The 21,972-nt window shown below is 42.9% G+C and carries 15 protein-coding genes and 1 riboswitch; of the genes, 5 read left to right on the forward strand and 10 right to left on the reverse strand.

Translation table 11 applies throughout. From position 1 onward, the window contains the following. Positions 1 to 44: 44 nt before the first annotated feature. Positions 45 to 380, reverse strand: coding sequence for a hypothetical protein (locus tag AC58UX_RS15055; protein ID WP_497254002.1), 336 nt, complete (start codon positions 378 to 380; stop codon positions 45 to 47). A gap of 119 nt (positions 381 to 499) precedes the next feature. Between AC58UX_RS15055 and AC58UX_RS15060 the strand changes: the two genes are divergently transcribed. Both AC58UX_RS15060 and AC58UX_RS15065 read left to right on the forward strand, forming a co-directional pair. Continuing rightward, on the forward strand, positions 500 to 1,483 hold the full coding sequence (locus tag AC58UX_RS15060; protein ID WP_497254004.1) for a phosphotransferase enzyme family protein: 984 nt from the start codon (positions 500 to 502) through the stop codon (positions 1,481 to 1,483). Positions 1,484 to 1,526: 43 nt separating this feature from the next. Then, positions 1,527 to 2,417, forward strand: a complete 891-nt coding sequence (locus AC58UX_RS15065) for a phosphotransferase enzyme family protein (RefSeq protein WP_497254006.1) — start codon at positions 1,527 to 1,529, stop codon at positions 2,415 to 2,417. Here AC58UX_RS15065 and AC58UX_RS15070 read toward each other — a convergent pair whose 3' ends face one another. The 4 genes from AC58UX_RS15070 to AC58UX_RS15085 all read right to left on the reverse strand — a co-directional run bounded on the left by AC58UX_RS15070 (position 2,418) and on the right by AC58UX_RS15085 (position 6,372). Then, positions 2,418 to 3,473 (reverse strand): leucine-rich repeat domain-containing protein, encoded by a 1,056-nt coding sequence (locus AC58UX_RS15070; protein ID WP_497254008.1) that lies wholly within the window; start codon positions 3,471 to 3,473, stop codon positions 2,418 to 2,420. A 25-nt stretch (positions 3,474 to 3,498) separates the two neighbouring features. Further along, a complete protein-coding gene (locus AC58UX_RS15075; RefSeq protein WP_497254010.1) occupies positions 3,499 to 4,104 on the reverse strand; it encodes a zinc dependent phospholipase C family protein in 606 nt (201 codons plus the stop codon). A 380-nt stretch (positions 4,105 to 4,484) separates the two neighbouring features. Then, positions 4,485 to 5,462: a phosphotransferase enzyme family protein gene (locus AC58UX_RS15080; RefSeq protein ID WP_497254012.1), complete on the reverse strand. Its 978-nt coding sequence runs from the start codon at positions 5,460 to 5,462 to the stop codon at positions 4,485 to 4,487. Continuing rightward, the gene (locus AC58UX_RS15085) at positions 5,425 to 6,372 is read right to left on the reverse strand and encodes an alpha/beta fold hydrolase (RefSeq protein ID WP_497254014.1); all 948 of its coding nucleotides are present in this window, start codon (positions 6,370 to 6,372) and stop codon (positions 5,425 to 5,427) included. The genes AC58UX_RS15080 and AC58UX_RS15085 overlap by 38 nt, the downstream gene beginning before the upstream one ends. Positions 6,373 to 6,519: 147 nt before the next feature. Between AC58UX_RS15085 and AC58UX_RS15090 the strand changes: the two genes are divergently transcribed. After that, positions 6,520 to 7,419 carry a hypothetical protein gene (locus AC58UX_RS15090; protein ID WP_497254016.1) on the forward strand — a complete coding sequence of 300 codons (900 nt, stop codon included), beginning with the start codon at positions 6,520 to 6,522 and terminating at the stop codon, positions 7,417 to 7,419. A 230-nt stretch (positions 7,420 to 7,649) separates the two neighbouring features. Continuing rightward, positions 7,650 to 8,699 carry a rod shape-determining protein gene (locus AC58UX_RS15095; RefSeq protein ID WP_497254018.1) on the forward strand — a complete coding sequence of 350 codons (1,050 nt, stop codon included), beginning with the start codon at positions 7,650 to 7,652 and terminating at the stop codon, positions 8,697 to 8,699. 119 nt (positions 8,700 to 8,818) lie between these two features. On the opposite strand, the gene AC58UX_RS15100 is transcribed toward AC58UX_RS15095, so the two are convergent. From AC58UX_RS15100 to icmF, 5 genes are all read right to left on the reverse strand, one after another. Beyond that, positions 8,819 to 12,229: a fibronectin type III domain-containing protein gene (locus AC58UX_RS15100; protein ID WP_497254020.1), complete on the reverse strand. Its 3,411-nt coding sequence runs from the start codon at positions 12,227 to 12,229 to the stop codon at positions 8,819 to 8,821. Between the two features lie 303 nt (positions 12,230 to 12,532). Further along, complete coding sequence (locus tag AC58UX_RS15105; protein ID WP_497254022.1) at positions 12,533 to 13,825, reverse strand: sensor histidine kinase; 1,293 nt, start codon at positions 13,823 to 13,825, stop codon at positions 12,533 to 12,535. Between the two features lie 306 nt (positions 13,826 to 14,131). Continuing rightward, positions 14,132 to 15,820, reverse strand: coding sequence for a methyl-accepting chemotaxis protein (locus tag AC58UX_RS15110; RefSeq protein ID WP_497254024.1), 1,689 nt, complete (start codon positions 15,818 to 15,820; stop codon positions 14,132 to 14,134). Between the two features lie 68 nt (positions 15,821 to 15,888). Then, positions 15,889 to 15,986, reverse strand: a riboswitch (guanidine-I (ykkC/yxkD leader). Between the two features lie 132 nt (positions 15,987 to 16,118). Further along, on the reverse strand, positions 16,119 to 16,886 hold the full coding sequence (locus tag AC58UX_RS15115) for a sugar phosphate isomerase/epimerase family protein (protein ID WP_497254026.1): 768 nt from the start codon (positions 16,884 to 16,886) through the stop codon (positions 16,119 to 16,121). 92 nt (positions 16,887 to 16,978) lie between these two features. Beyond that, on the reverse strand, positions 16,979 to 20,239 hold the full coding sequence (gene icmF, locus AC58UX_RS15120; protein ID WP_497254028.1) for a fused isobutyryl-CoA mutase/GTPase IcmF: 3,261 nt from the start codon (positions 20,237 to 20,239) through the stop codon (positions 16,979 to 16,981). A 174-nt stretch (positions 20,240 to 20,413) separates the two neighbouring features. Between icmF and AC58UX_RS15125 the strand changes: the two genes are divergently transcribed. Further along, entirely contained in the window at positions 20,414 to 21,862 is a 1,449-nt protein-coding gene (locus AC58UX_RS15125) for a sigma-54 interaction domain-containing protein (RefSeq protein WP_497254030.1), read from the forward strand. Positions 21,863 to 21,972 lie beyond the last annotated feature (110 nt).

A 21,972-nucleotide genomic window follows, 5' to 3' on the forward strand; every position in this document is an offset into this window, starting at 1 on the left:
CAGATTATACCTATCAGGGGCATGTATGCAAGCAAATGTACACCTTATTTAACCGGTTCCAGTAATGAAGCTCTATGATACTTTTCATTGACTTTAACGGCTATTGCTTCTTTCGAATCGATCCCCTTGATTTCAAATAACTGGCTTCCAACTGGTTTATCATTAGCTTCTCCGTTCTTCTTTGGCATCGGGGTTACTCTTCTTTCAATTTTGCCAATCTCTTTACCGATGTCTGCTACGGGAATTTCCTCTGCGGAAAGCCCATAAAGGTTGTTGTTCCAAATAACGGCGCTTGGATAGCTGCTGGATGACTTCCCATTATTTTGGGAGCAGCCTGTTATAATGACGATCGAGAACAAAATGAGGTAAAAATATTTCATTAGTGACCTCCTTCGAAAATAAAACTTGGTATTTTTTGATTAAATTGATTCTTGTCCTCACTTCAAAAAACAATATCTGGTAACATATAATTGTAATTAAGTGGGAGGAAAGAATCCAGATGATGAATTTAAGAAATATGGTTAATGGTTTATCTGACAATGTTGTCGCTCAAAGCTTTTTGCAATTATGGGAACATGATGAAGGAACTTTGAAGTTTTGGCGTGCTAGTTCCAATTTTGTTTACTGCTTTAATAGAGGTGAAAAGAGATACTTTCTAAGGTTCTCACTTGAACGAGATCATTCCATAGAACAAATCCGAGCTGAATTAGATTTTATGCAGTATTTGGAAGAACATGGATATCCATGTGTAAGAGCTATCCCTTCTGATAACGGTAATACAATTGAAACGATTAACACAAAAGATGGATCCTACTTTGGCGTTGTTTTTACTGCTGCGATTGGCTCTCCTCTTGACCCTACTACAATGTCTCATCAACAATTTATCGATTGGGGAAAATCACTTGCTTCACTACATTTATTATCAAAAACTTATTCACCAAAGGATTCCAAACGTAAGCAATGGCATGAAGTTTTGGATTCTATAGATAACATATTACAAAGGTATCCAATGGAGAGTGATGCGAAGATTGAATTAGACCGAACAAGGTCATGGCTCGACTCACTAACCACTTCCGAAGATAATTTTGGTCTCATACATTATGACTTCCAACTGGATAATGTTTTTTGGGATGAACAAGAACATCAGTTTAACGTGTTTGATTTTGATGACTCGATGTATCATTGGTTTACGATGGATATTGTGACAACACTCAAAGATTTGTTTGAGAAAGATGAGAAGGAATCAAAGAGTCATATAGAAGCCTTCTTAAAAGGATACAGCACCATTTTACCTTTGACGGAGGATGTGTCAGATCAGTTCACCATATTTCTAAAATTTGATGGATTATATACCTTTTCAAGACTTTTGTTATCTTTAGAGAATAGTGATCTAGATGATGCCCCATCATGGTATGAGGGATTAAAGGCAAAACTTGAACATATATGTGAAGCAAAAAGGCAAATCTTTCGAAAACCTTGGTAAGCAGTTTGATACGGGACCAAGGTTGTTATGAAAGGGATAAATAATGGATAACACACACGGATTGATGTCTCCACGCGACGAGGTATTAGATAAGTTTAGAGTCAGCGTGCTCGCTCCGCTTGGCGGAAATCAAAATAAACACTGGCTTGTAGATCTTCAAGGAAAACGGTTTGTTCTGCGACGTTGGTGGTCCACTTCATATGAGTATATCGACTATGAAGTGCGCCTGCTCACGAGCATCGCTGCACTGGGGTGGCCCGTCGCGCAAGCGGTTGAAGCACCGATTGAGTTGGACGGTCAATATTGGTGCTTGTTTCCACATCTTCCTGGTGATCCGCCGAATAGCGATGACAAGTATGCTGAACAACGTGTTCGCGGACAACTTTTGGCGCATTTCCACAATGATCTGACTAAGCTATCTGGGTTCGAGCAGCGTGAAGGTTGGCGTCGATGTGAAGAAATCCTTGATGATCCGAAATTGGACTCTGTACTTACTGAAAACGAGCGTAAGCAGCCAGAGGAAATTCGCATCCTCCGCTGGCACCTTGAACGAGCGCGCGAACGGGTTACTGGGCTTAAACTACAGAATAGGCTAGGAATCGTTATTCACGGGGACTTTACGCCGTGGAACCTTCACTTTGTAGACGGACATCTCTCGGGTATCCTAGACTTCGAACTTTCACACAGGAACCATCGGGTCGCTGATTTCACACTTTCGTGGCGTGGCATTCATGATCAAGTCGTCCAAGCGTACGATGAAGTATCACCACTTGAGCTCGAGGAATGGGAACTGCTCACACCTGCGTGGTGGGCATGGCTCATTGATGGTGCCTGCCAAGATCTAATGAAAGGCAGGCTAGTGCACGAATGGACAATCAAACATATTCTGCGGCGTTCACCGTTAATGGGACGTGATTCTGTCAAGTTTATATAGCTATTCTTCTGACTCAGTCGTTTTCCAAAACGAATCCCTTGCCACATTAATGAGTTTCAATTGCTCCATCCTTTTAAGAAAATCAGGTTTCTCATCAATCATACACATACCAATGTTCAATATTCGCAAGTTCTTCATCTTTTGCAGCTCAAGCGGCAGCTCTTGAATCGAGGTGTATTGAATCATAAGCTGATCCAACTGCTCAAGATCTCCAATTTCCGGTGGAATACGGTTTAGGCTGATCTGCTCCTTTGGCTTAGCACGCCAGTCGGGAGTCGGTCTATCCGAGCTCGCACACTGGATGCTAAGCACTCTCAAATTTTTCAATTTGGCAATGGATGCGGGTATACTCTCTAAATCAGCTGTCATGATGACCAAGCGTTCAAGCTTGCTTAATTCAAACAGCGCCTCAGGTAGACGATAAAGATCCTGTTCAAAAATTTCTAAAACCCTCAGTTCTGTTAGCTCCCGGATTCGCTCAGAAAGCTCTGTAAGCCCATGTCTACTTATATACAGCCAGTCCGTTTTATGCTTAATGGCGTCATCTAACAAACGATCTAAGTCATGGTGAGCTGCTATTTTCAAAAAAAGCCCTGTAATTTGTTCCATCAGTTCGATAGCTTCTTCCTCCGTTACATCCATCCCATACTCATGTTCATGTACAATGGAGTATAGAAAGTCCTTTCCATCTTCTTTCAAGAAACACAAGTCTTCTGGCAGGTTAGGATAGATCCAATCCGAAAGGCTGTTAGCCAATTGTTTAAGTAGTCCCCCACTTTCATCACAGCATCTATACAAATAGTAGGTTCCCGCGGTGTAAAAGGCATGACTGGGATTATTTTTTTTGAATTGTAAAAATTCATCGATACTATAACTTGTTGGGATGACTATGGTCTTCATCAAATATGGTTCCAGCTTTTCCAAAACGTTTGTGTATTGACCCCGTTGCATATCCTCAGACAATCTTTCTTTAATTACAAAACATTCCGATTTCCGTATTGCCAAATCTATGACTTGCTCGTAAGCTTCACCCTTAGGATCTGTATACATTCTCATCTATGTAATCTCCATTCTGTGGTAGTCATCTTAGGTTTTTTATATGTAATAACCCCAAATCAACTGACGTCTCGATATAACCAATGATCTGATCCATTGTAAATACATGTAATTTTTCATGGATGACGTCCTTACTGTACTCCATATCCCCTAAAACAATAGGGATGAATTCTTCAACATCTTTGGACTTAACCTCTTGTAAATCAAAGATTGTCGGCATATAGAAAAGCGTTTTTCTCAATTCATTTTCAAATCCATAGTAATCCAATAATTTCCCATTTAGTAGTCTAAAATCATTATGATATACATTCAACACTTCCTCGTTAGCTTCCATTCTATTTCTCAACCAAGGTAAATAAAAACCTTTCAGCCAAATATGATCAGCGATTAAATGTGTAAAATACCCCAATATATATTGACAATCTTCTTGCGATCTATATTTATATAAAAATCCTTTGTAATCAATGCTTCTTGAAAAATCACGTACATCTCCAGTAAAGAAATGCGATGCATCTTTCGGTGAAACCGCATCTGGAGCAATGCTGCCAAGTAAGAATTCTGTTCTATTTTCAAGTGAGAGACACTCTGCAATTCGATTAGCAATTATAACGTGCATGATTCTAGAACCCACAACATCGTCCTCCCATAACCAAATAGCGATGGATCGATTCCATCGCCTCATTCTTGTTTCCATGAATCAGTTTAAGAGACTGTAATAATTCTGCCATTATTGGGCCATCGAAATCTTTTAACTCCTTCAGTCCCGATAAGTGAGCCTAAAGTTGCGATTATCGCATTCGCAGAAATCATTTTAACAATATAATAGAGCGCTGTCCCCAGAATGATATCGTAAAGAATAATTCTTTTTATCGTGGATCCTTTTATCGTATAAATAAAGATTATTGGTTTCTTGTATATCTTCAATTTTACCATCACCTTCATCCTTTTTTAACAAGGTATGAATTTGATGGATTGTCTCATTCGTTGACACTGAACAGGCTCATAAACTAATTAAAAGCTAAGAAAAATACTCTCACCATTCAGAAACGGCTCACACCGATTATCGCAAAACTGCGGCATTCTTTCCCGAATCCACGGATGGACAGCTTCGTTCTCCATCGCAAAAGCATAGTACCCTAACACCGCTGAAAGCATGAAACCTTCAATTACTGGATAAATCTCCTCACTCGATGGCACTTCGCCAAAATACCCATTTACGACTTGTTCTCGGCTCTCCCTAGAGGCATTTAAAGCTGCCATTGCTACGTCAAAAAGGAGATATCCAAAGCCAAATAGGCAGTAATCGATAAAAACATACTTTCCTTCGGGTGTGACAAGTATGTTACTCATGTTTAAATCCGCATGGATAATTCCCTGCTTCAATGTTTTAGGTTGTCCGGCCTTCAGACGTTCAACGATGAGTGTGAGTGTTTTCTCAACTACTTTGAAATTCTCTTCCGAGAACAATTTGAGTTCGACCCCGCGCCGAATTTGAGTAAGCATCAACTCAGTTCTACGAATACCGTAATCAGGCCGTTCTATAGGGTTAACCCTGTCATATTCACCGAAAAACGTATGCAGACTCGCTATCTGAGCCCCCAAGTTGTAAGCTGCATCTGTGCTAGACAAGTCCTCTTTTGTCATATTGCAACCATCGATCCAGTTAAGTATTGAGCAGCATAGTGTGCGCCCCTCGAATTCAAACTCGGTTACAAGTTGACCGTATCTATTCGCTACAGGCACCTGGACCATAAGGTCCGTCCCAATAGTTATCGCCTCCAACAGCCGTAACTCGGATTCCACTCCACGTCTCGTGTGCTGAATGCCCGCAAGATTTACAGTCAAAGGATCATGCACGCGAAGAAGATAAACGTTGCCATTTGAGGTATCATTCACTTTATAGGTTCTATTTTCATTATGCCTGATCAGCGTGACTTCAGGACTGGCGATGTCATATTGGAGCAGAAGCTTTAAGATGTTTTCGTCCAAGTTGCTTCCTCGATTCTTCTATAAATTTTGAAACAACTTCTGCATATTTATCAGGCTCCTCAACTCTTACATAGTGCCCGCTTTCATAAAACACCTCAGAACAATTATTAATAAATTTTTCTTTAAACTCCTTTATTTGTTGTTCACACGTTATTGGATCATGTAACCCTTTAATTAGTAATGAAGGTTTATCTACCGTAGAAATTCTTGAAAGGATAGAATCATACATTCTCCAATCCTTCATCAGTTTACTTCTTGTATGATTTGATTTTTTCCATAGATCCAAAGTCTCTGGACTAGCACCAACGATCCGATTGATTAGTTGCTTATCTTCCCCATGCCAAAAAATAGGACCATCATCACCTAAGTCGTTAAATGCTTTTCGCATAATATCGTTAACAGCTTTATAGTCAGATGCTTCTCTAAGTGACTTTAAATAATATTCGGAAAGGTCCTCTTTCCCTCTATTATTAAGCTCATTAGCTACGGCTCGGATCAACGAGCGTTCGGATAATGAGAATGTAAAAGATGGTCCTTCAAATATGAGAAGATCAATCGAATCTGGAAACATGTCCACATAAAGAGATGCGATATATCCTCCAAATGAATGAGCAATTACCGACCAACTTGTTATGCCAAGAACGTTTCGTAACTCTTCGTAATCATAAATTAGATCCTCAAATGTGATGTCCTCGTCGTCATTTATAGCTTCAGATCTCCAAACACCCCGTTGATCTACTGCCACTATTTTAAAATGTTCACTTAATCTTTTGCCTTGATACATCACAAAATCGGTTGAACCAACTCCACCAGGACCACCATGAATATGTAATATGGCAGGCATTCCTTCCTTACCTAAAACTTCTACATAAAGGTCTTTTCCTCGAATGTTAATTAGATGATTAACCATATTAATCTCCCACTAGTTGTTTTCATTCATTTGACTTCTATCACCATATATTCCCAAAACTTTATCACGAATTATGATAAAATAGCAAAGGATTCTTCTACTGAAATTCATGTATAATAAATCTAGTAAATTTAGGGAGGTCTTTCCTTGTCAAATTCCAGTGTTTCACAATTATTGCTTGAAAGATTAATCGCAACGAATGGTCTAGCAGTTAGAAAAAGTAAGAACGATGATGCATTTTGGTATACATCAGGAAAGCCGGGTCCATTTTACATAAATACCGAAAACATCGCTGGGAAAGATGCAGCTAGTGAAGTTTTGAACAAATTTAATACTCTCTTACAAGCTGATTTTTCAAAGGAACAAAAAGCAAACGCCATTATAGAAACAGTCAGTCAGGTAGTCAATGCCGATGAGGCCTATGATGCTGCTATTAACGCACTTTTAGAGTATTATTTATCACAAACCAACACTAAACCATCGATGATATCTGGTGGCGAAAGACGGGATTGGTTTTTTTCCATACCTATGGCAAAAAAGCTCAAAATCCCTCATATCTTTTTATATAAAAATGGCGATTATTTTGTAACTGATCATGAAGGAAAGCCCCTTGAACTCGAATTACATGGCCAGAAGGTCCTGCACGTTGCTGATATCATTAATCAAGCCAGCAGTTATACTAATAGATGGATTCCTATATTAAAAAATACAGATGTTGAGTTCACCGAGACGCTTTCTGTCGCTGTTCGCAATCAAGAAGGTATTGATAAGCTGAGAGAAAATCAAATCTCTGTCATCTCTCCTCTAACTGTTGATCTACCATTATTTAGGGAGGCTCATGATCTTGGTTTGATTAATGAGTTTGCATACGATGAGATCGAACTTTACTATGATTCTCCAAGGAAATGGACAAGGAAATTCCTCCAAGAACATTCCGCGAATCCAGAAAAATCGACTACTGATACTGTGAAAGTTGGACGTATGCAATCTTTTAAAGAAACGGATCCCTATCAGCTAAAAAATGAATTCCCTATGATATTCTCCTAAAATACTCAGTAAAATGTCGGTAAGCGTTAGCACTCATCTTGAAGTTAAGGTGGGTGCTATTTTTGATTGAATTTAGGCCTTCTTCAACTTGCCCCAACCCCTTATAAATTACATTTTTCTGGTAATTCCTCTTCCAGCCCCCTTAAATCGACACCGAGGCAAGAATACTATACAGACGTGAATGCCACCTCCAAGCCATGCCTAACAACAATTGAAGGAGGAACAAAGTAATGTTCAAACAGTTTGATAAGTTATTTGGAATCGATTTAGGTACATCCAACACGGTAATTTTTGAAAAAGGAAAAGGGATCGTACTTAACGAACCTTCGGTTGTCGCTTTTAATCAACAGACAGGTGAGCTGCTGGCTGCAGGTGCTGAAGCACAAGCGATGATTGGTCGCGCTCCTGCCCACGTGGATATCTCGTATCCTTTACAAAACGGTGTCATCGCTAATTTTGACAAGACAAGCATCATGTTGAAATATTTTATTAAAAAGATTCAAGGCCGCCCCTCTTTTCTACGAAGCTCGCAGATTTACATTACAGTGCCATGTGGCATTACGAATGTGCAGAAGCGTGCAATTGAGGAAACGATCGTCCACAAAGGCGCTAAAAAAGCAATTGCCGTGGAGGAACCTATAGCGGCAGCACTCGGGGCAGGTATTATGCTAGATGAGCCGATAGGTCACTTAGTCCTTGATATCGGTGGCGGAACGAGCCAAGTAGCCGTATTATCGCTCGGAGGTATTGTGGCAAGTCACACGATTAACCGAGGAGGCTTATCGATTGATCGTGACATTATGGATTATGTGAAACGACAATATAACATGGAAATCGGTGAACCAACCGCGGAATTCATTAAGAAGCAAATTGGGACAGCCGTTGCATCAACGAATGAACGTACGCTTGACATTCGAGGACGCGATTTGGTTCATGGCTTGCCGCGAACGATCCGCTTGAGCTCTATTGAAATTTTCGGCGTGGTTAATGAGTTCTTAGATGCATTGACTGATGCGATCAAGGCAACGTTGGAGCTTTGTCCGCCAGAGCTTGCTGGTGATGTCATGGAGCAAGGGATTTTACTTTGCGGAGGCGGCGCGTTACTGGAAGGGATCGATGAGCGAATTCGCGCAGAAACTGGCGTTGCTGTTCATATCGCAGATCAACCACTTGAATGCACAGCGCTGGGTACAGGCATGATGTTAGGCGTTTATAAACCCAAGAACAGACCCATCACGCAAGAGGAAAAGACAGAAGAACAAATGGCTGTCAGTCATTAAAGCTTACTCGACTTTATCGACAAAAACAAAGACTTTCCCCCACTAAAATGGAGGGAAAGTCCTTTTCGTTTGATGTGCTTTGCAGTTACCAAATGTCACTCTGCCTTAATACGCAAGTTTTAGTTTGTAAATAAACGGCCCGCAGGAATGATTTGTTTCGCTTGCGAAGTACTTGACCAGGATAGTTGCGCGTGTGCATTTCCACCGTTCTCAATAAACTCCATCTTGAGGTCATATTTCACACCAGCAGTGAGCGTGATTGTCGCGCTTAACTCCCCGTTCATGGCAACCCAATTATTAATCAATTGCTGACCATTTACCCATAAACGTACACCATCGTCCGTGTGAGTATAGAAGGTATATGTCTCGGAGTATTGCGGTTGTACTTTGCCGGTCCACCGTGCGGAGAACCATTCGCCTGGCACATCCCCAGTAGGTCTTCCTCCGCCCCAGTCGAAGTCAATGGTCGAATCTACTCGGCTTAGTGCAAGGGTTCCAAAATCACCAACGAAATATTGACCGTTCACGCCGCTTGTAGGCGTTGTTCCAGCATCTGTTGTTACATTGAGTGCGGAGCTAGCCGCAGACAGATTGTTCGCCGCGTCCTTCGCCTTTACAGTGAAACTGTAAGCGGTACTTGCCGTCAAACCTGTTACCGTAAACGTAGTTGCACCTGTTGTTGATCCTGCTAGGTTGGTTCCATTGTAGATATTGTAACCGGTCACGCCAACATTGTCAGTTGAAGCCGTCCAAGAAAGACTGACGCTCGTATCTGTTTTGGATGGCGAGTTAAGCGCCGTCGGTGCCGATGGGGCGATTGTATCCGTAGAAGCGTTCGTCGTTACGCTTAATCCGCTACTCGCTGCCGATACATTGCCAGCCGCATCTTTCGCCTTAACCGTGAATGTATAGGCGGTACTAGCGGAGAGACCGTTTACCGTAAAGGTTGTTGCTCCTGTTGTGGAACCAGCTAATGTGCTTCCGTTGTAAATATCATAGGCGGTTACACCCACATTGTCTGTGGACGCCGTCCATGACAAGTTGACGCTGGATGAGGTTTTCGAAGGAGATGATAAGCCAGATGGAGCTGTAGGTGCTGTTGTATCTCCTCCACCGCCTCCAGCTAGGTTAACATCGCAATGTTTGTATTGACCTACAGCAGGATCAGATCCGAACCCGTTATTGGAGCACATCACTGTGTTCGTAAAGGTCCCATAAATATAGCTGCCTGTAACACCATAACGAACTTGTTTCGTACCCGTGAAATTACATGGATTGTTTTCTCCAGCACAGTTCACCCAATTGGCTGCTGGATCGGTCGTGACTGTCACTGCGTTGCTTGCTGACGATAGGTTATTGGAAGCATCCTTCGCTTTGACGGTGAATGTAAACGTCGTGTTCGTTGATAAGCCGGTAGCGGTATAGGATGTCGCGTTCACTCCCGTTGTGCTGCCTAACAACGTAGAACCATTATAGATGTTATAGCCAGTTACGCCAACATTGTCCGATGATGCTGACCAGGACAAGCTGACACTTGTATCGGTCTTAGCAGGTGAAGTCAGGCTTCCAGGTGCCGTCGGTGCTTGTGTATCACCAGCATCTGTCGTCACGCTCAGTGTGTTACTAGCTGCAGATACGTTGCCCGAAGCATCTTTGGCTTTGACTGTAAAGCTATACGCCGTGCTCGGAGTCAGGCCTGTTACAGCAAAAGTCGTTGCGCTCGACGTTGAACCGATCAACGTACCGTTCCTATAGACATCGTAACCGATGACAGCGACGTTATCTGTTGATGCCGACCAAGACAGATCAACTGTCACATTTGACTTGGATGGTGCAGTCAAGCTTCCCGGAGCAGAAGGTGCTGTTGTATCTGGCGGACCTGAGAACACGGTAATCGACTGTTCTTTCACACTCGCTCTTCCTCCGTTATCCCAAACGCCAAGTATAACTTTGTATGTTCCTGCCTTTTGATACGTATAAGTCGGGCTTGCAGTTGTAACTGGGAGGCCTTCACCTAAATCCCATAGATTCTCGACAATGGTGCCATTATCAGTCGACGTGTTGGTGAACGTCACTTGCGAACCCAGCTGTACCGTCAGCGGTGCCGTGAAATTCGCTACCGGTTTGGCATCGCTAAATCCACGACTCGTCAGCTGTGTATTCGTTCCATTGCCGCTAACTGTATTATTGCTCCATTCCAAATCTGCTGCGGAGGACGGGTATTGGTCAATCGAAGGTCCCCCGTTGCCAGTGATCGTGTTATTTATGAAGCTAATACGGTCTGTTCCGCTTGCTGTCGTAATCTCAATGGCTTTACGGCCGTTATTTAGGATCTGATTGCTGTCAAAAACGATATTTTTCGTATCCCCGTGGATCCTGACCGCATTGCCGTCATAACCAGGATAAGCTGCAGCCGGATTGCCGGTTGGTCCGTTTTTCCAAGTGTTTTTATAAAAGTATTGATACTGCTCTGTGAATCCTGTCCCGGCGCCTTGAAGCTGCATGCCCCACATGATGATATTTTGGATCGTGTTGTAGTTCCACAGTTGATAACCTGTACCAGGGGATTGCTGCATCCCTACCTGCTGACCACCATCGACTAAATTTCCTGAAGTAATCCCATGATCAACCATGACTTCGAGGCCCATGTGACCAACCGAGCCATCATTTGCTTTGACGATATTATTACGTACAGCGATGTATTTGGAACGCACTGCACTAATCCAATGATCGACATTATTATTCTCTATAATGGAATAGTCTGCATTCGTGTGCAGCTCGATACCAAGCCCTTCCATCTTCTTGCCGGTACCTGTAACCGTATTACCGCGTACGATAGCATAAGGACTGTCATCATTGACAAAAATACCCCCACGACCGGTGTCTGCAATCGTGTTGTTTTCGATCAGTACATGGCTCGAACCCCAACCCGCACGGACGCCTCCACCCCAATCGGAGTTCACACCTGTGTTCGTCACGATGTTGTTAGAAATCTCGAGATTAGTTGATCCGATCGCATATAGAGCGAAGGGGCCGAAGCCTGCAGATGCTGCCAGATCCTTAACTCGCAGGTTACGCATTTTGTTTGCATTACCAAATTCAGATGTAACGGCAGATAACAATACCGTACTGTTGTTCCCATCGAGCGTCATATCGGAGACTTCCGAATTGCTAACGTTATACATATAGAAGAACTTTGTAGATGCCGAACCGGATGTCATTTTCACAGTGGTTAAGTCACGTCCCGCACCAGCAATCTTAACACCGGATTTGCCGTTCACATTCGCTGATAAATAATAAGTACCTGCAGGCAGCAGTACCGTATCACCACTCGCTGCAGAATTTACTGCATTCTGAATGGCCGTTAAGTCGTCAGACGCATCACTTCCATTTGCACCAAACGTGGTGACATTAATCGTCGCTGCAAAGGCCGTTGTAGCCGGTATAACAGGGAGCAAAACCGATAATGCGCACAAGAGGCCGAATACTCTTTTTTTTAACTTACCACCTTTGATGATTCTATTTGTCATCTTCAAAAATCCCTCATTTCATTTTTTATTCTCGCTACGACTTAATTTCCATTCCCTCCTCTCGACTTCAGTTTGCCATGCGCAAGTGCTTCTCGTAAATTGTAACAAATGCGAAAATGCATACTCGTGGGTTGTAGTAAATCGGAATACATGTACATTTCATACATATTTTCCTAATTTCATTCCTTATTCCAGTTATTTTAGGTCTTGATCGGCGTACAGAAAAGACGAACGAGGCCAATTGTTTAGCGCTCGTTCGTCTTAGCTTGTTAAATATGAAAATGATGGATCTGAACTCGGGCATCAATCAAATAATGATCCAGCCCAAATCGGCATAATGACTTTGAGTTCTGTTCCTTGTGAGCTGCTGTTCACGATCTCAATATATCCGCCATGAGAATTGATAATCCGTTGGGAAATGGACATTCCGAGACCCATCCCTGTTTTTTTGGTTGTATGGAATGGTGTAAAAATCCGATCCCATTCTTCGTAATGAATACCGGATCCTGTATCCGTAAAGAGGATGTGGATTTCATTGTTTTTCGTAAAGTAGTCAATTTCGAGGATTTTAAGATCTTTATCCTCCATGGCTTCAATACTGTTATTGATTAGATTAATAAAAACTTGCCTTACTTTATCACAATCAAGATTCACCATGATATTTTTTTCTTGTTTCAGTTCAATGGTTACGTTTTTCTCTTTGATTCGCAAAGAAGTTAAAGCGATAGATTCATGAATGACATCCAAGATGTTGGCTTCTTCTGTCTGTAATTTTCCACTTTTTATAAAATGATTATAATTTGAAATGATGCTATTCATATGTTCGCCAGCCATCTCAATTTGGCTAATCATTCCTTTGGCACTCGTATCCAACTGATCATTTCGAGATAATAGATTGGAATAACCCTTGACAACGGTTAGTGGGTTATTGATTTCATGGATTAATCCTGACGTTGAGATCTCAATTTGCTCAGCTTTATCTTTTCTTTTTAAAATTTGAGCGGTGTCTCGAATCATCCTTGTACTCATATGTACAAAAATAAAGAAAATAATGATCGAAAAAATCATGACTGCAATTTGACTCGAATAGATGAAAGTGCCTGCCTGTAAATTTAATACGCCAATCATATAGGTTAATAAGAACGTAAGACTGAATAAGGTTAGGAAGTTTCTCACATATGTATCGGTTACTTTTCTGCTTGCAATGAGGGTTAGAAGTATGCTGACAATCAATAATTTAATATGGTTTACAAATAAGCCGCCCCATTCACCATAGATGGGATAAAGAACGGTAGTTTGATCCCCGAAACCTTCAATTTTCTTTAAGCCTACTACACCGAGATCTGTCCAATTAATGAGGTAGATAAAGATCGACCAAAGCCCATAGATGCCTAGTGTGTATTTATTAATAATCCTGTTCATCCATTTCGCTTCTTCTTTGGTTAGATGTTTTAAGGTGACATATCCAACATACAAAAAAGCTGGAGGAAGCATGATGGAACCGATCCGCAACAACTTAAACAGAAAAAATATCCAATCGTTTCTCAAGACATCGTTGCTATATAAAACACTGACATCCAGCTGCCAAATACTCATAAAAAGCATGAAAACTAACATGGCATTCGTTAATTTTGTTTTGAATAACAGTTTACAAGACATGCCCAAAAACAGCGGTACCAAAGACATACCAGCCATAAGAATAAAACTCATAAATTAACCTACTTTCGATATCACAATTGTTTGATAATTTCCGCTGTATTCTTAAGAGGTTATTGCGATATCTATCATATCCCTAACAAAAAGACCTACAACGGGTTAGGTTGTAAGTCAGGTTTCATTATGAAAGTCAGCCGTGACTTTGTGAATTATAACACATCTACCATTTTCACGGAATAGGAGTTTCTAAATATGAAAACGTTGAATCTGCATATGCAATTCATTCGCTACTTGAGTAAGCGCTGCCGCATGCTCCGATGCTTTTTCGACCGTTTCCAGCTGCTTCTGTACCATGTCAGACACGCTCTTGGTGTTACTTCCAGTATGTTTGCTAATCTCAGCCGCTTCGCTAAATGAGGCATAGATCTGCTCTGAGCCCGCAGCCATCTGCTGCGAAACGCCAGATACTTCCAGTGTATTTTGAAAAATCATCTGAATATCGTCACGGATTTTCTCGAACATTTCCCCAGCATGCTCTATACTCGCCAGCCCCGTCATAACCTCTACCCCGCCTTGATCCATCGCGAGATCGGCCCCAGTCAGATCAACTTGAATTTGTCCAAGCAACTCCGTGATATGCTCAGCTGATTGACTGCTTTGTTGCGCAAGCTTCCTTACCTCACCAGCTACTACAGCGAAGCCTCTCCCCTGCTCTCCAGCATGGGCAGCTTCTATCGCAGCATTCAGCGCTAACAGATTCGTCTGATTAGCTACTTCCCGCATCCATTCAATCACTTGATGAATCGCCTGTGACTTGGCATTTACTTTTTTCACCGCTTGATTGGCATGGAGGACAGATTCCTTTAGTGCGTACATACGTGCTACAGCAGTTTCAATGGACTTACTGCCACTCGTCGCTAGTGATACCGATTGTTCCGATTGCATCGCCATCGTCGACATATGATCAGCCACTCGTTGGATGTCCGAAGCGATTTCTCCCATCGCCATAGAGCTCTCTTCAATTCCTTTGGCTTGGGAATTTGCCCCTTCAGCCATATCTATCGCTTTATGATCAATATCATGCGTAATTTTGGACGTTTGTTCCGAAGATGCAACCAAGTGCTTCGTTGCAAGATTAACACGATTGGCAGATTCCCGAACTTGATGAATCAAACCCTGAATCATATCCATCATTTTATTAAAAGATCGTGCTAACTGGGCAATTTCATCTTTGCCTTGCAGTTCGATTCTCTCGCGTAAGTCGCCTGTACTTCCGGAGAGCTCTTCCAGCTTTCTTTTGACCAGGTTCATCCTTGAAAGAATATGCTTCGTAACCCACAACGAGATAGCGACAGCTATTAAAATAGAGCATGCAGCCACGGCCAACGCAATGAAAGTTCGCAACTTCACGAATTTCACCATCTGAGTCGATCGATCCTCAATGTGCTGCTCCTGCAAATGTTGAAATCGGTTGAGCAGCTCAGCAAAATGATTGCGAAGCTCTGCATAATCACCTGCGAAAATACGCAGCGTCTGCGCTTTATCGCTTGCAGCTAGCTCCATCATTTTCGTCTCTAGCTCTACTAATTTTATATTGCCAGCATCCAAATCACGAAAGATTTGTTTCTCCGCTTCCGTTTGCAGCAGACTTACCGTTTCCTTGATGTGCTTATCTATTTGTTCGGCATACGCATTATAGGTATCACTTTCTCCTTTATTTGCCGGATCAATAATAATCCCCCTGACAGAATCGGTTAAACGGAGATCTTCATAGCGAATTTGATTCGCTAGATTAAGCAAATGAACATCATCCTGCGCAAAGCGTTCAAATGAGGATGACGTCTGCCGAAGTGAGGCATAAAGAATCGTAAGCGAAATTAAAAAAAGCCCAACAATAATACCAAATCCTAACAAAAGTTTACCTCTAATCGTCATTAGTACCCCTCCTATGATTCGCCTCATCTACGAATAACACAAAAGCCCGAGAGGTATCAGAAATGATAACCTCCCGGGCTTTTATCCCTCCGTGAACACAGCGCGCTGTGAGTTTTCTCTCGGACCTAGCCGACGAATATGTCGCGGAACCCTAGAAAACTTTTAATATGTTAGATAATATAACACATAATTCGACAATTTCAAACAATATTTTGAAAACGCAAAAATATGTTATCATCTCTAACATGAACAATAAAATAAAGCCCGCCTCGGAAGGCGGACTTTCTTCGAATGATATCTAAGCTTTCATACCTAATTTTGCAAGATTAGCGAAGCTGATTTCCAGACTCTCAAATGGATTGCGGTCATAACAATCATCCTGCTCCACAGCGGCCCACTCTACCCCGATTTCCTCGCACGCTTGAATAATGCCTTTGAAATTCATGTTCCCTTCACCGATCTCCGCGAAACGCTGTTTCCGATCCGGTGTAATCCTCATATCTTTGAAGTGGACAACTTTCATGCGGCCGTCGACCTTGCGAATCCATTCGATTGGATCTGCGCCACCAGCTTGCACCCAATACACATCTAATTCAAAATCTACGGCATTAGGGTCCGACTCTTCAAAAAGGATGTCCATCCCCGTCTTTCCGTCATATTTAGCAAACTCAAAGTCGTGGTTATGATAGATGAACTGTAATCCAGCGCTCTTGAGTTGTCTTCCAAATTCAGAGGCTTGTTTAGCAAATGTTGCGTAGCCTTGACTACTCTCACGAAATTCACCCGGGAGACCGCCTAAGCCGACATATTTGCAATTCCATGCCAAATGCTTCTCAATGACGGAATCCATATCGTTCAACAAATCGTTATACCCGATGTGAGTTGCGCAAATGGTCAAGCCTTCTTGGTCTGCAAGCGCTTTAAACTCATGAATGCCGATAGGACCGACTCCTGATGCTTGTACGGACTGGTACCCCATTTGCTTCACTTTCTTCAAGCTCTCGCTAATGTCCTGTGGGGTTTGTAAATAGCTGCGAAGCGTATACAATTGCGTGGCGATTCTCATTCATCTCACTCCATTCAACAAATTTGAGTCATTTCATATATAACACGGAATGGAAAATAGTGCTATATGAATTTATTAACCTATTTGAACCTCTACATATTTCTGCGATATTGGCCGCCGACTTCATACAACGCGGTTGTGATCTGCCCTAGAGATGCCACCTTTACGGTTTCCATTAACTCTTCGAAAAGGTTTCCATTCTTGCGAGCAGTTTGCTTCAATCGCTCCAACGCTTCTGAACAGGTCAATTTATGCTGCTCCTTGAAGGCCTGTAGTCCAAGGATTTGCGTTTCTTTCTCCTCTACCGTCGAGCGGGCCAATTCAATTTCCACCGCCAACTGATTGGCATTTTCCTTTATAAACGTATTCACGCCAACAATCGGCAGCTCTCCAGCATGCTTCTTATGCTCATAAATCAAAGACTCTTCCTGGATTTTACCACGTTGATATTGCGTTTCCATGGCACCTAACACGCCGCCTCGTTCATGAATTCGCTCGAATTCAGAGAGGACAGCTTCTTCCACGAGATCGGTGAGATCATCCACGATAAATGCGCCCTGAAGCGGATTCTCGTTTTTCGTCAAGCCAAACTCCTTATTAATGATCAATTGAATAGCCATCGCTCTGCGCACGGAATTCTCTGTCGGCGTCGTAACCGCTTCATCATACGCATTCGTGTGTAAGGAATTGCAATTATCGTAGATCGCGATCAGTGCCTGTAAGCTGGTTCGAATATCATTAAAATCCATTTCCTGTGCATGCAGGGAGCGTCCTGACGTTTGGATATGATACTTCAGCTTCTGACTTCTCTCATTGCCGCCATATTTATTCCGAATGACCGTTGACCATGTACGCCGTGCTACTCTGCCCATGACCGTATATTCAGGATCCAGACCATTGCTGAAAAAATAAGAGAGATTCGGCGCAAAATCATCGATCCGCATGCCACGACTCAAATAATATTCCAAATACGTAAATCCATTGGCCAATGTAAAAGCAAGCTGCGTGATGGGATTCGCTCCCGCCTCGGCAATATGATAGCCGCTAATACTGACTGAATAGTAATTACGCACTTTATGATTAATGAAATACTGCTGGATGTCTCCCATCATTTTCAGAGCAAATTCTGTTGAAAAGATGCATGTATTTTGACCTTGATCCTCTTTTAAAATATCCGCTTGAACCGTGCCGCGAACAGTTTGAAGCGTCTGAGACTTCAGGTGTTCAAGCACCTCAGCACTTGGCTGTTTGCCACTGCTCTTCAAGTATCGCTCCACTTGCTGCTCAATGGCCGTATTCATGAACATAGCTAAAATCATTGGCGCTGGGCCATTAATCGTCATGGAAACGCTAGTGGTTGGATGGCATAAATCAAAGCCGGCAAACAGCTTTTTCATATCAGTTAATGTGCATACATTCACACCGCTGTTGCCGATTTTGCCGTAAATATCAGGCCGATAGTCAGGATCGTGCCCGTACAGAGTCACACTGTCAAAAGCTACCGACAACCGCTTCGCCTCATCATTTTGGCATAGATAATGGAATCGACGGTTGGTGCGCTCTGGTGTTCCTTCGCCAGCAAATTGGCGCTTCGGATCTTCATTTGTCCGTTTAAATGGAAAAACACCCGCTGTGTAAGGAAAATAGCCCGGCAAGTTCTCCTTTAGCAGCCAAGCAAGAATTTCACCATCATCGTCATACCTCGGCAAACTGATCTTGGGCACTTTGGTTCCAGAGAGTGAGTTTGTGAACATCGTTGTCTTAACTTCACGATCGCGAGTGCGGGTAATAAAATGTTCCTGTGTATAGGCTTGACGCATTTGCGGCCATTCTTGCAGCAGCTTCGTGCATGCTGGATCCAGCATAGACGTGTAATGTGCGATCATTTCGTTCAACTTTTCAACCACCACATGCGATTCCTCTGCAGTTTCCGACTGTCCTTCTCCTGCCAGGATCTCTTTCGTTCCACGGAGCTGATATAGCTTATGGGCAATCTGAACCTGCTCAGCTGAGAATTTCTTATACTGTCTGATCGTTTTCACAATTTCGCCGAGGTAGCCAGTGCGATCAGGTGCAATGATGACATTCTTGGTAGCAACGACATCCATGTTTAGCTGGTCATTTGTCGGCCATGCTCCGCCAGTTTTATGTGCAACGAGCTTCATGAGTTCTGCAAACAGCACATGGGTTCCAGGGTCATTAAATTGACTAGCCATCGTGCCATAGACAGGCATTTCCTCTGTCGGTGTGTTAAACAAACCGTGGCTTCGCTGAAATTGTTTACGTACATCGCGCAAAGCATCCTCCGAACCGCGTCGTTCGAATTTATTAATGACGATGAGGTCTGCATAGTCGATCATGTCGATTTTCTCCAGTTGAGAGGCTGCGCCAAATTCACTCGTCATGACATACATCGCCACATCACACAGATCGACGATAGCGGAATCTCCTTGTCCAATCCCACTAGTTTCCACGAACACCATATGATACCCGGCAGCTTGCGCCAGTTGGATAGCTTCCTTCGTCGCCAGACTCAATTCCGACTTTGCACGCCGAGTGGCCAAGCTGCGCATATAGACCCGTGAACTATTCACCGCATTCATCCGGATTCGATCACCGAGGAGTGCGCCGCCTGTTTTCATTTTAGAAGGATCAATCGAAATAATGGCTAATCTCTTGTCCGGATAGTGTTCGAGAAAGCGTCTGACCAACTCATCGGTTAACGTACTCTTCCCAGCGCCTCCAGTTCCTGTAATGCCAACGACAGGTGCAAGTGCTGAAGCGGTATGTGTCTGAGGAATAACTGGCGTATTCGGGCTACTCTCTACGGCTTCCTCAGCTGTAGTTATTGCGCTTGCTAAGACTCCCCACAGCTTTTCTATGGAATCAGGAGCCTCATCCGCAACACTCTTTGGTGCAGGCTTGTCAACCTCCCGAATCATGTACGTAATCATGCCTTGCAGACCCAGTTCACGTCCGTCGTCAGGTGAGAAAACTTTCGCAATCCCATAAGCGTGCAGCGCTTGGATCTCAGACGGAACGATGACGCCTCCTCCACCAGCGAAAATACGTATATGACCAGCCCCATATTGCTGAAGCAGATCAAACATATACATCAAGTATTCCATATGCCCGCCTTGATAAGAGCTGATCGCGATGCCTTGCACATCTTCCTGTATCGCTGCATGAACGACCTCATCGACGGACCGATTATGACCAAGATGAATCACTTCAACGCCCGATGCTTGTAAAATCCTTCGAATCACTTGAATAGAAGCATCATGCCCATCAAATAAAGCGGACGCCGTTACAAACCTGACATGATTCTGCGGTTGATAGACTTGTGTGTTCACAGGAACCCCACCTTCTTATCCTTGATGTCGTAGAAGCATCCGAGCGTCAATATCGCGTTTTATCCGATTAGTATGCAGATTAGACGCAAATCATGTACATGTCATTTTTAGCGTTGAAAAATCATAAATTAGTAATTGAACCAACGTACACTCTTCGATAGGCGGGTGAACCTTATGTCCGAGCAGAACGAGCATGTCGCTAAATATTTTGAGCAAATGTTGACGATCATCGATGTCGGCGTTCACCTGATTGATAACAAGGGAATTACTATTTTTTATAATGAAAAAATGGCTGAAACGGACGGATTTAAACGGGAGCAAGTGGTGGGTAAGAATTTCTTCGACCTCTTCCCTTCCCTAACAAACGAAACCAGCACCTTCATGAAAGTTCTGCAAACCGGAATCGAAATTCGCGAGAAAATCCAAACCTATGTAAATGTCACGGGAAAACGAATTACAACCATTAACAGTACCTATCCTCTCTTGGAAAATGGTGAAATCATCGGTGCCTTGGAAGTAGCCAAAGATATTACTAGCATCGTTCATCTCCATGACCAAATCCTGGACCTCAGACATCAAATCTACGAATCTCCGGCAAAAGATAAGAAAAATGCCAGCTCTGCCCGCTTCCATTTCAGTGATCTAATTGGTCAAAGCGATGCGTTTCAGCAAACCATTGCTTTTGCTAAGAAGGCCTCACGTACAAGCTCGCCCGTGCTGATCTCAGGTCCTACTGGGACAGGAAAGGAATTATTCGCACAAAGTATACACAATGCGGGAGCTCGTCGAAACCGCTTATTTATTGCCCAAAATTGTGCCGCAGTTCCTAATGAGCTGATGGAAGGGATTATGTTCGGAACGTCAAGGGGGGCCTTTACCGGAGCGATAGACCGTGCTGGATTGTTTGAACAAGCGAATGGCGGAACGCTTTTTCTAGATGAGTTGAATAGCTTAGATTTAATTTTGCAGGCCAAATTATTGCGAGTCCTTCAAGATGGTATGGTTCGGCGTGTCGGAGGAACCCATGAACAGCAAGTCGATGTTCGCATCATAACCGCCATGAATATTGACCCGAAGGAAGCGTTAGTTAAAGGCTTGCTGCGCAGCGATCTTTTTTACAGGCTCAATGTCGTAAATCTGTTTCTGCCACCTCTAGCCCAACGAAAAGAAGATATCCCACTGCTCACCTCCCACTTTATCGAAAAATTTAACCAAATTTTCGGTATGAAAATAGTCGGAATTTCCGCCTCGGCTTTAGCCTGCTTAATGCAGTACCATTGGCCCGGCAATATTCGGGAATTAAGCCATGCGATCGAATCCACGTATAATATGATGGAGTTGGAGTGTGAAACGATAGAAGAACAGCACCTCCCTGCTTATTTAGCGGGAATACAGACAACAACAACGTCGATCGCTATGCTTGCTACGATTTGGAACAGTGATAACGTAGTTCAAACTTCTAGTAAACTACCAGATAAAGTTAAGCAACTGGAAAAGGAGACGATTGCGGATGCGCTGGCTTTTCATCAATATAACATCACACTTACTGCGCAAGCGCTCGGCATCAAGCGTCAAGCCTTACAATACAAATTAAACCGTTATGGGATTGCTAGAAAGCCCTAATTGTCATTCACCTACAATAATGTTTAGAAAACGACAACGATTTTCGAGCAACATTACTCTTTAAATCCTTTAGGATATAAATAAGGTGGCTTGTTTATTGCGAAATCCAA

The organism is Paenibacillus sp. J22P90, from assembly GCF_059692195.1.

Coding starts and splice junctions, on each gene's coding strand:
- AC58UX_RS15110 (WP_497254024.1), bottom strand. CDS start 15,820: ATGACGATTAGAGGTAAACTTTTGTTAGGATTTGGTATTATTGTTGGG.
- AC58UX_RS15055 (WP_497254002.1), bottom strand. CDS start 380: ATGAAATATTTTTACCTCATTTTGTTCTCGATCGTCATTATAACAGGC.
- AC58UX_RS15115 (WP_497254026.1), bottom strand. CDS start 16,886: ATGAGAATCGCCACGCAATTGTATACGCTTCGCAGCTATTTACAAACC.
- AC58UX_RS15060 (WP_497254004.1), top strand. CDS start 500: ATGATGAATTTAAGAAATATGGTTAATGGTTTATCTGACAATGTTGTC.
- AC58UX_RS15105 (WP_497254022.1), bottom strand. CDS start 13,825: ATGAGTATTTGGCAGCTGGATGTCAGTGTTTTATATAGCAACGATGTC.
- AC58UX_RS15125 (WP_497254030.1), top strand. CDS start 20,414: ATGTCCGAGCAGAACGAGCATGTCGCTAAATATTTTGAGCAAATGTTG.
- AC58UX_RS15070 (WP_497254008.1), bottom strand. CDS start 3,473: ATGAGAATGTATACAGATCCTAAGGGTGAAGCTTACGAGCAAGTCATA.
- AC58UX_RS15085 (WP_497254014.1), bottom strand. CDS start 6,372: ATGGTTAATCATCTAATTAACATTCGAGGAAAAGACCTTTATGTAGAA.
- AC58UX_RS15065 (WP_497254006.1), top strand. CDS start 1,527: ATGGATAACACACACGGATTGATGTCTCCACGCGACGAGGTATTAGAT.
- AC58UX_RS15100 (WP_497254020.1), bottom strand. CDS start 12,229: ATGACAAATAGAATCATCAAAGGTGGTAAGTTAAAAAAAAGAGTATTC.
- AC58UX_RS15095 (WP_497254018.1), top strand. CDS start 7,650: ATGTTCAAACAGTTTGATAAGTTATTTGGAATCGATTTAGGTACATCC.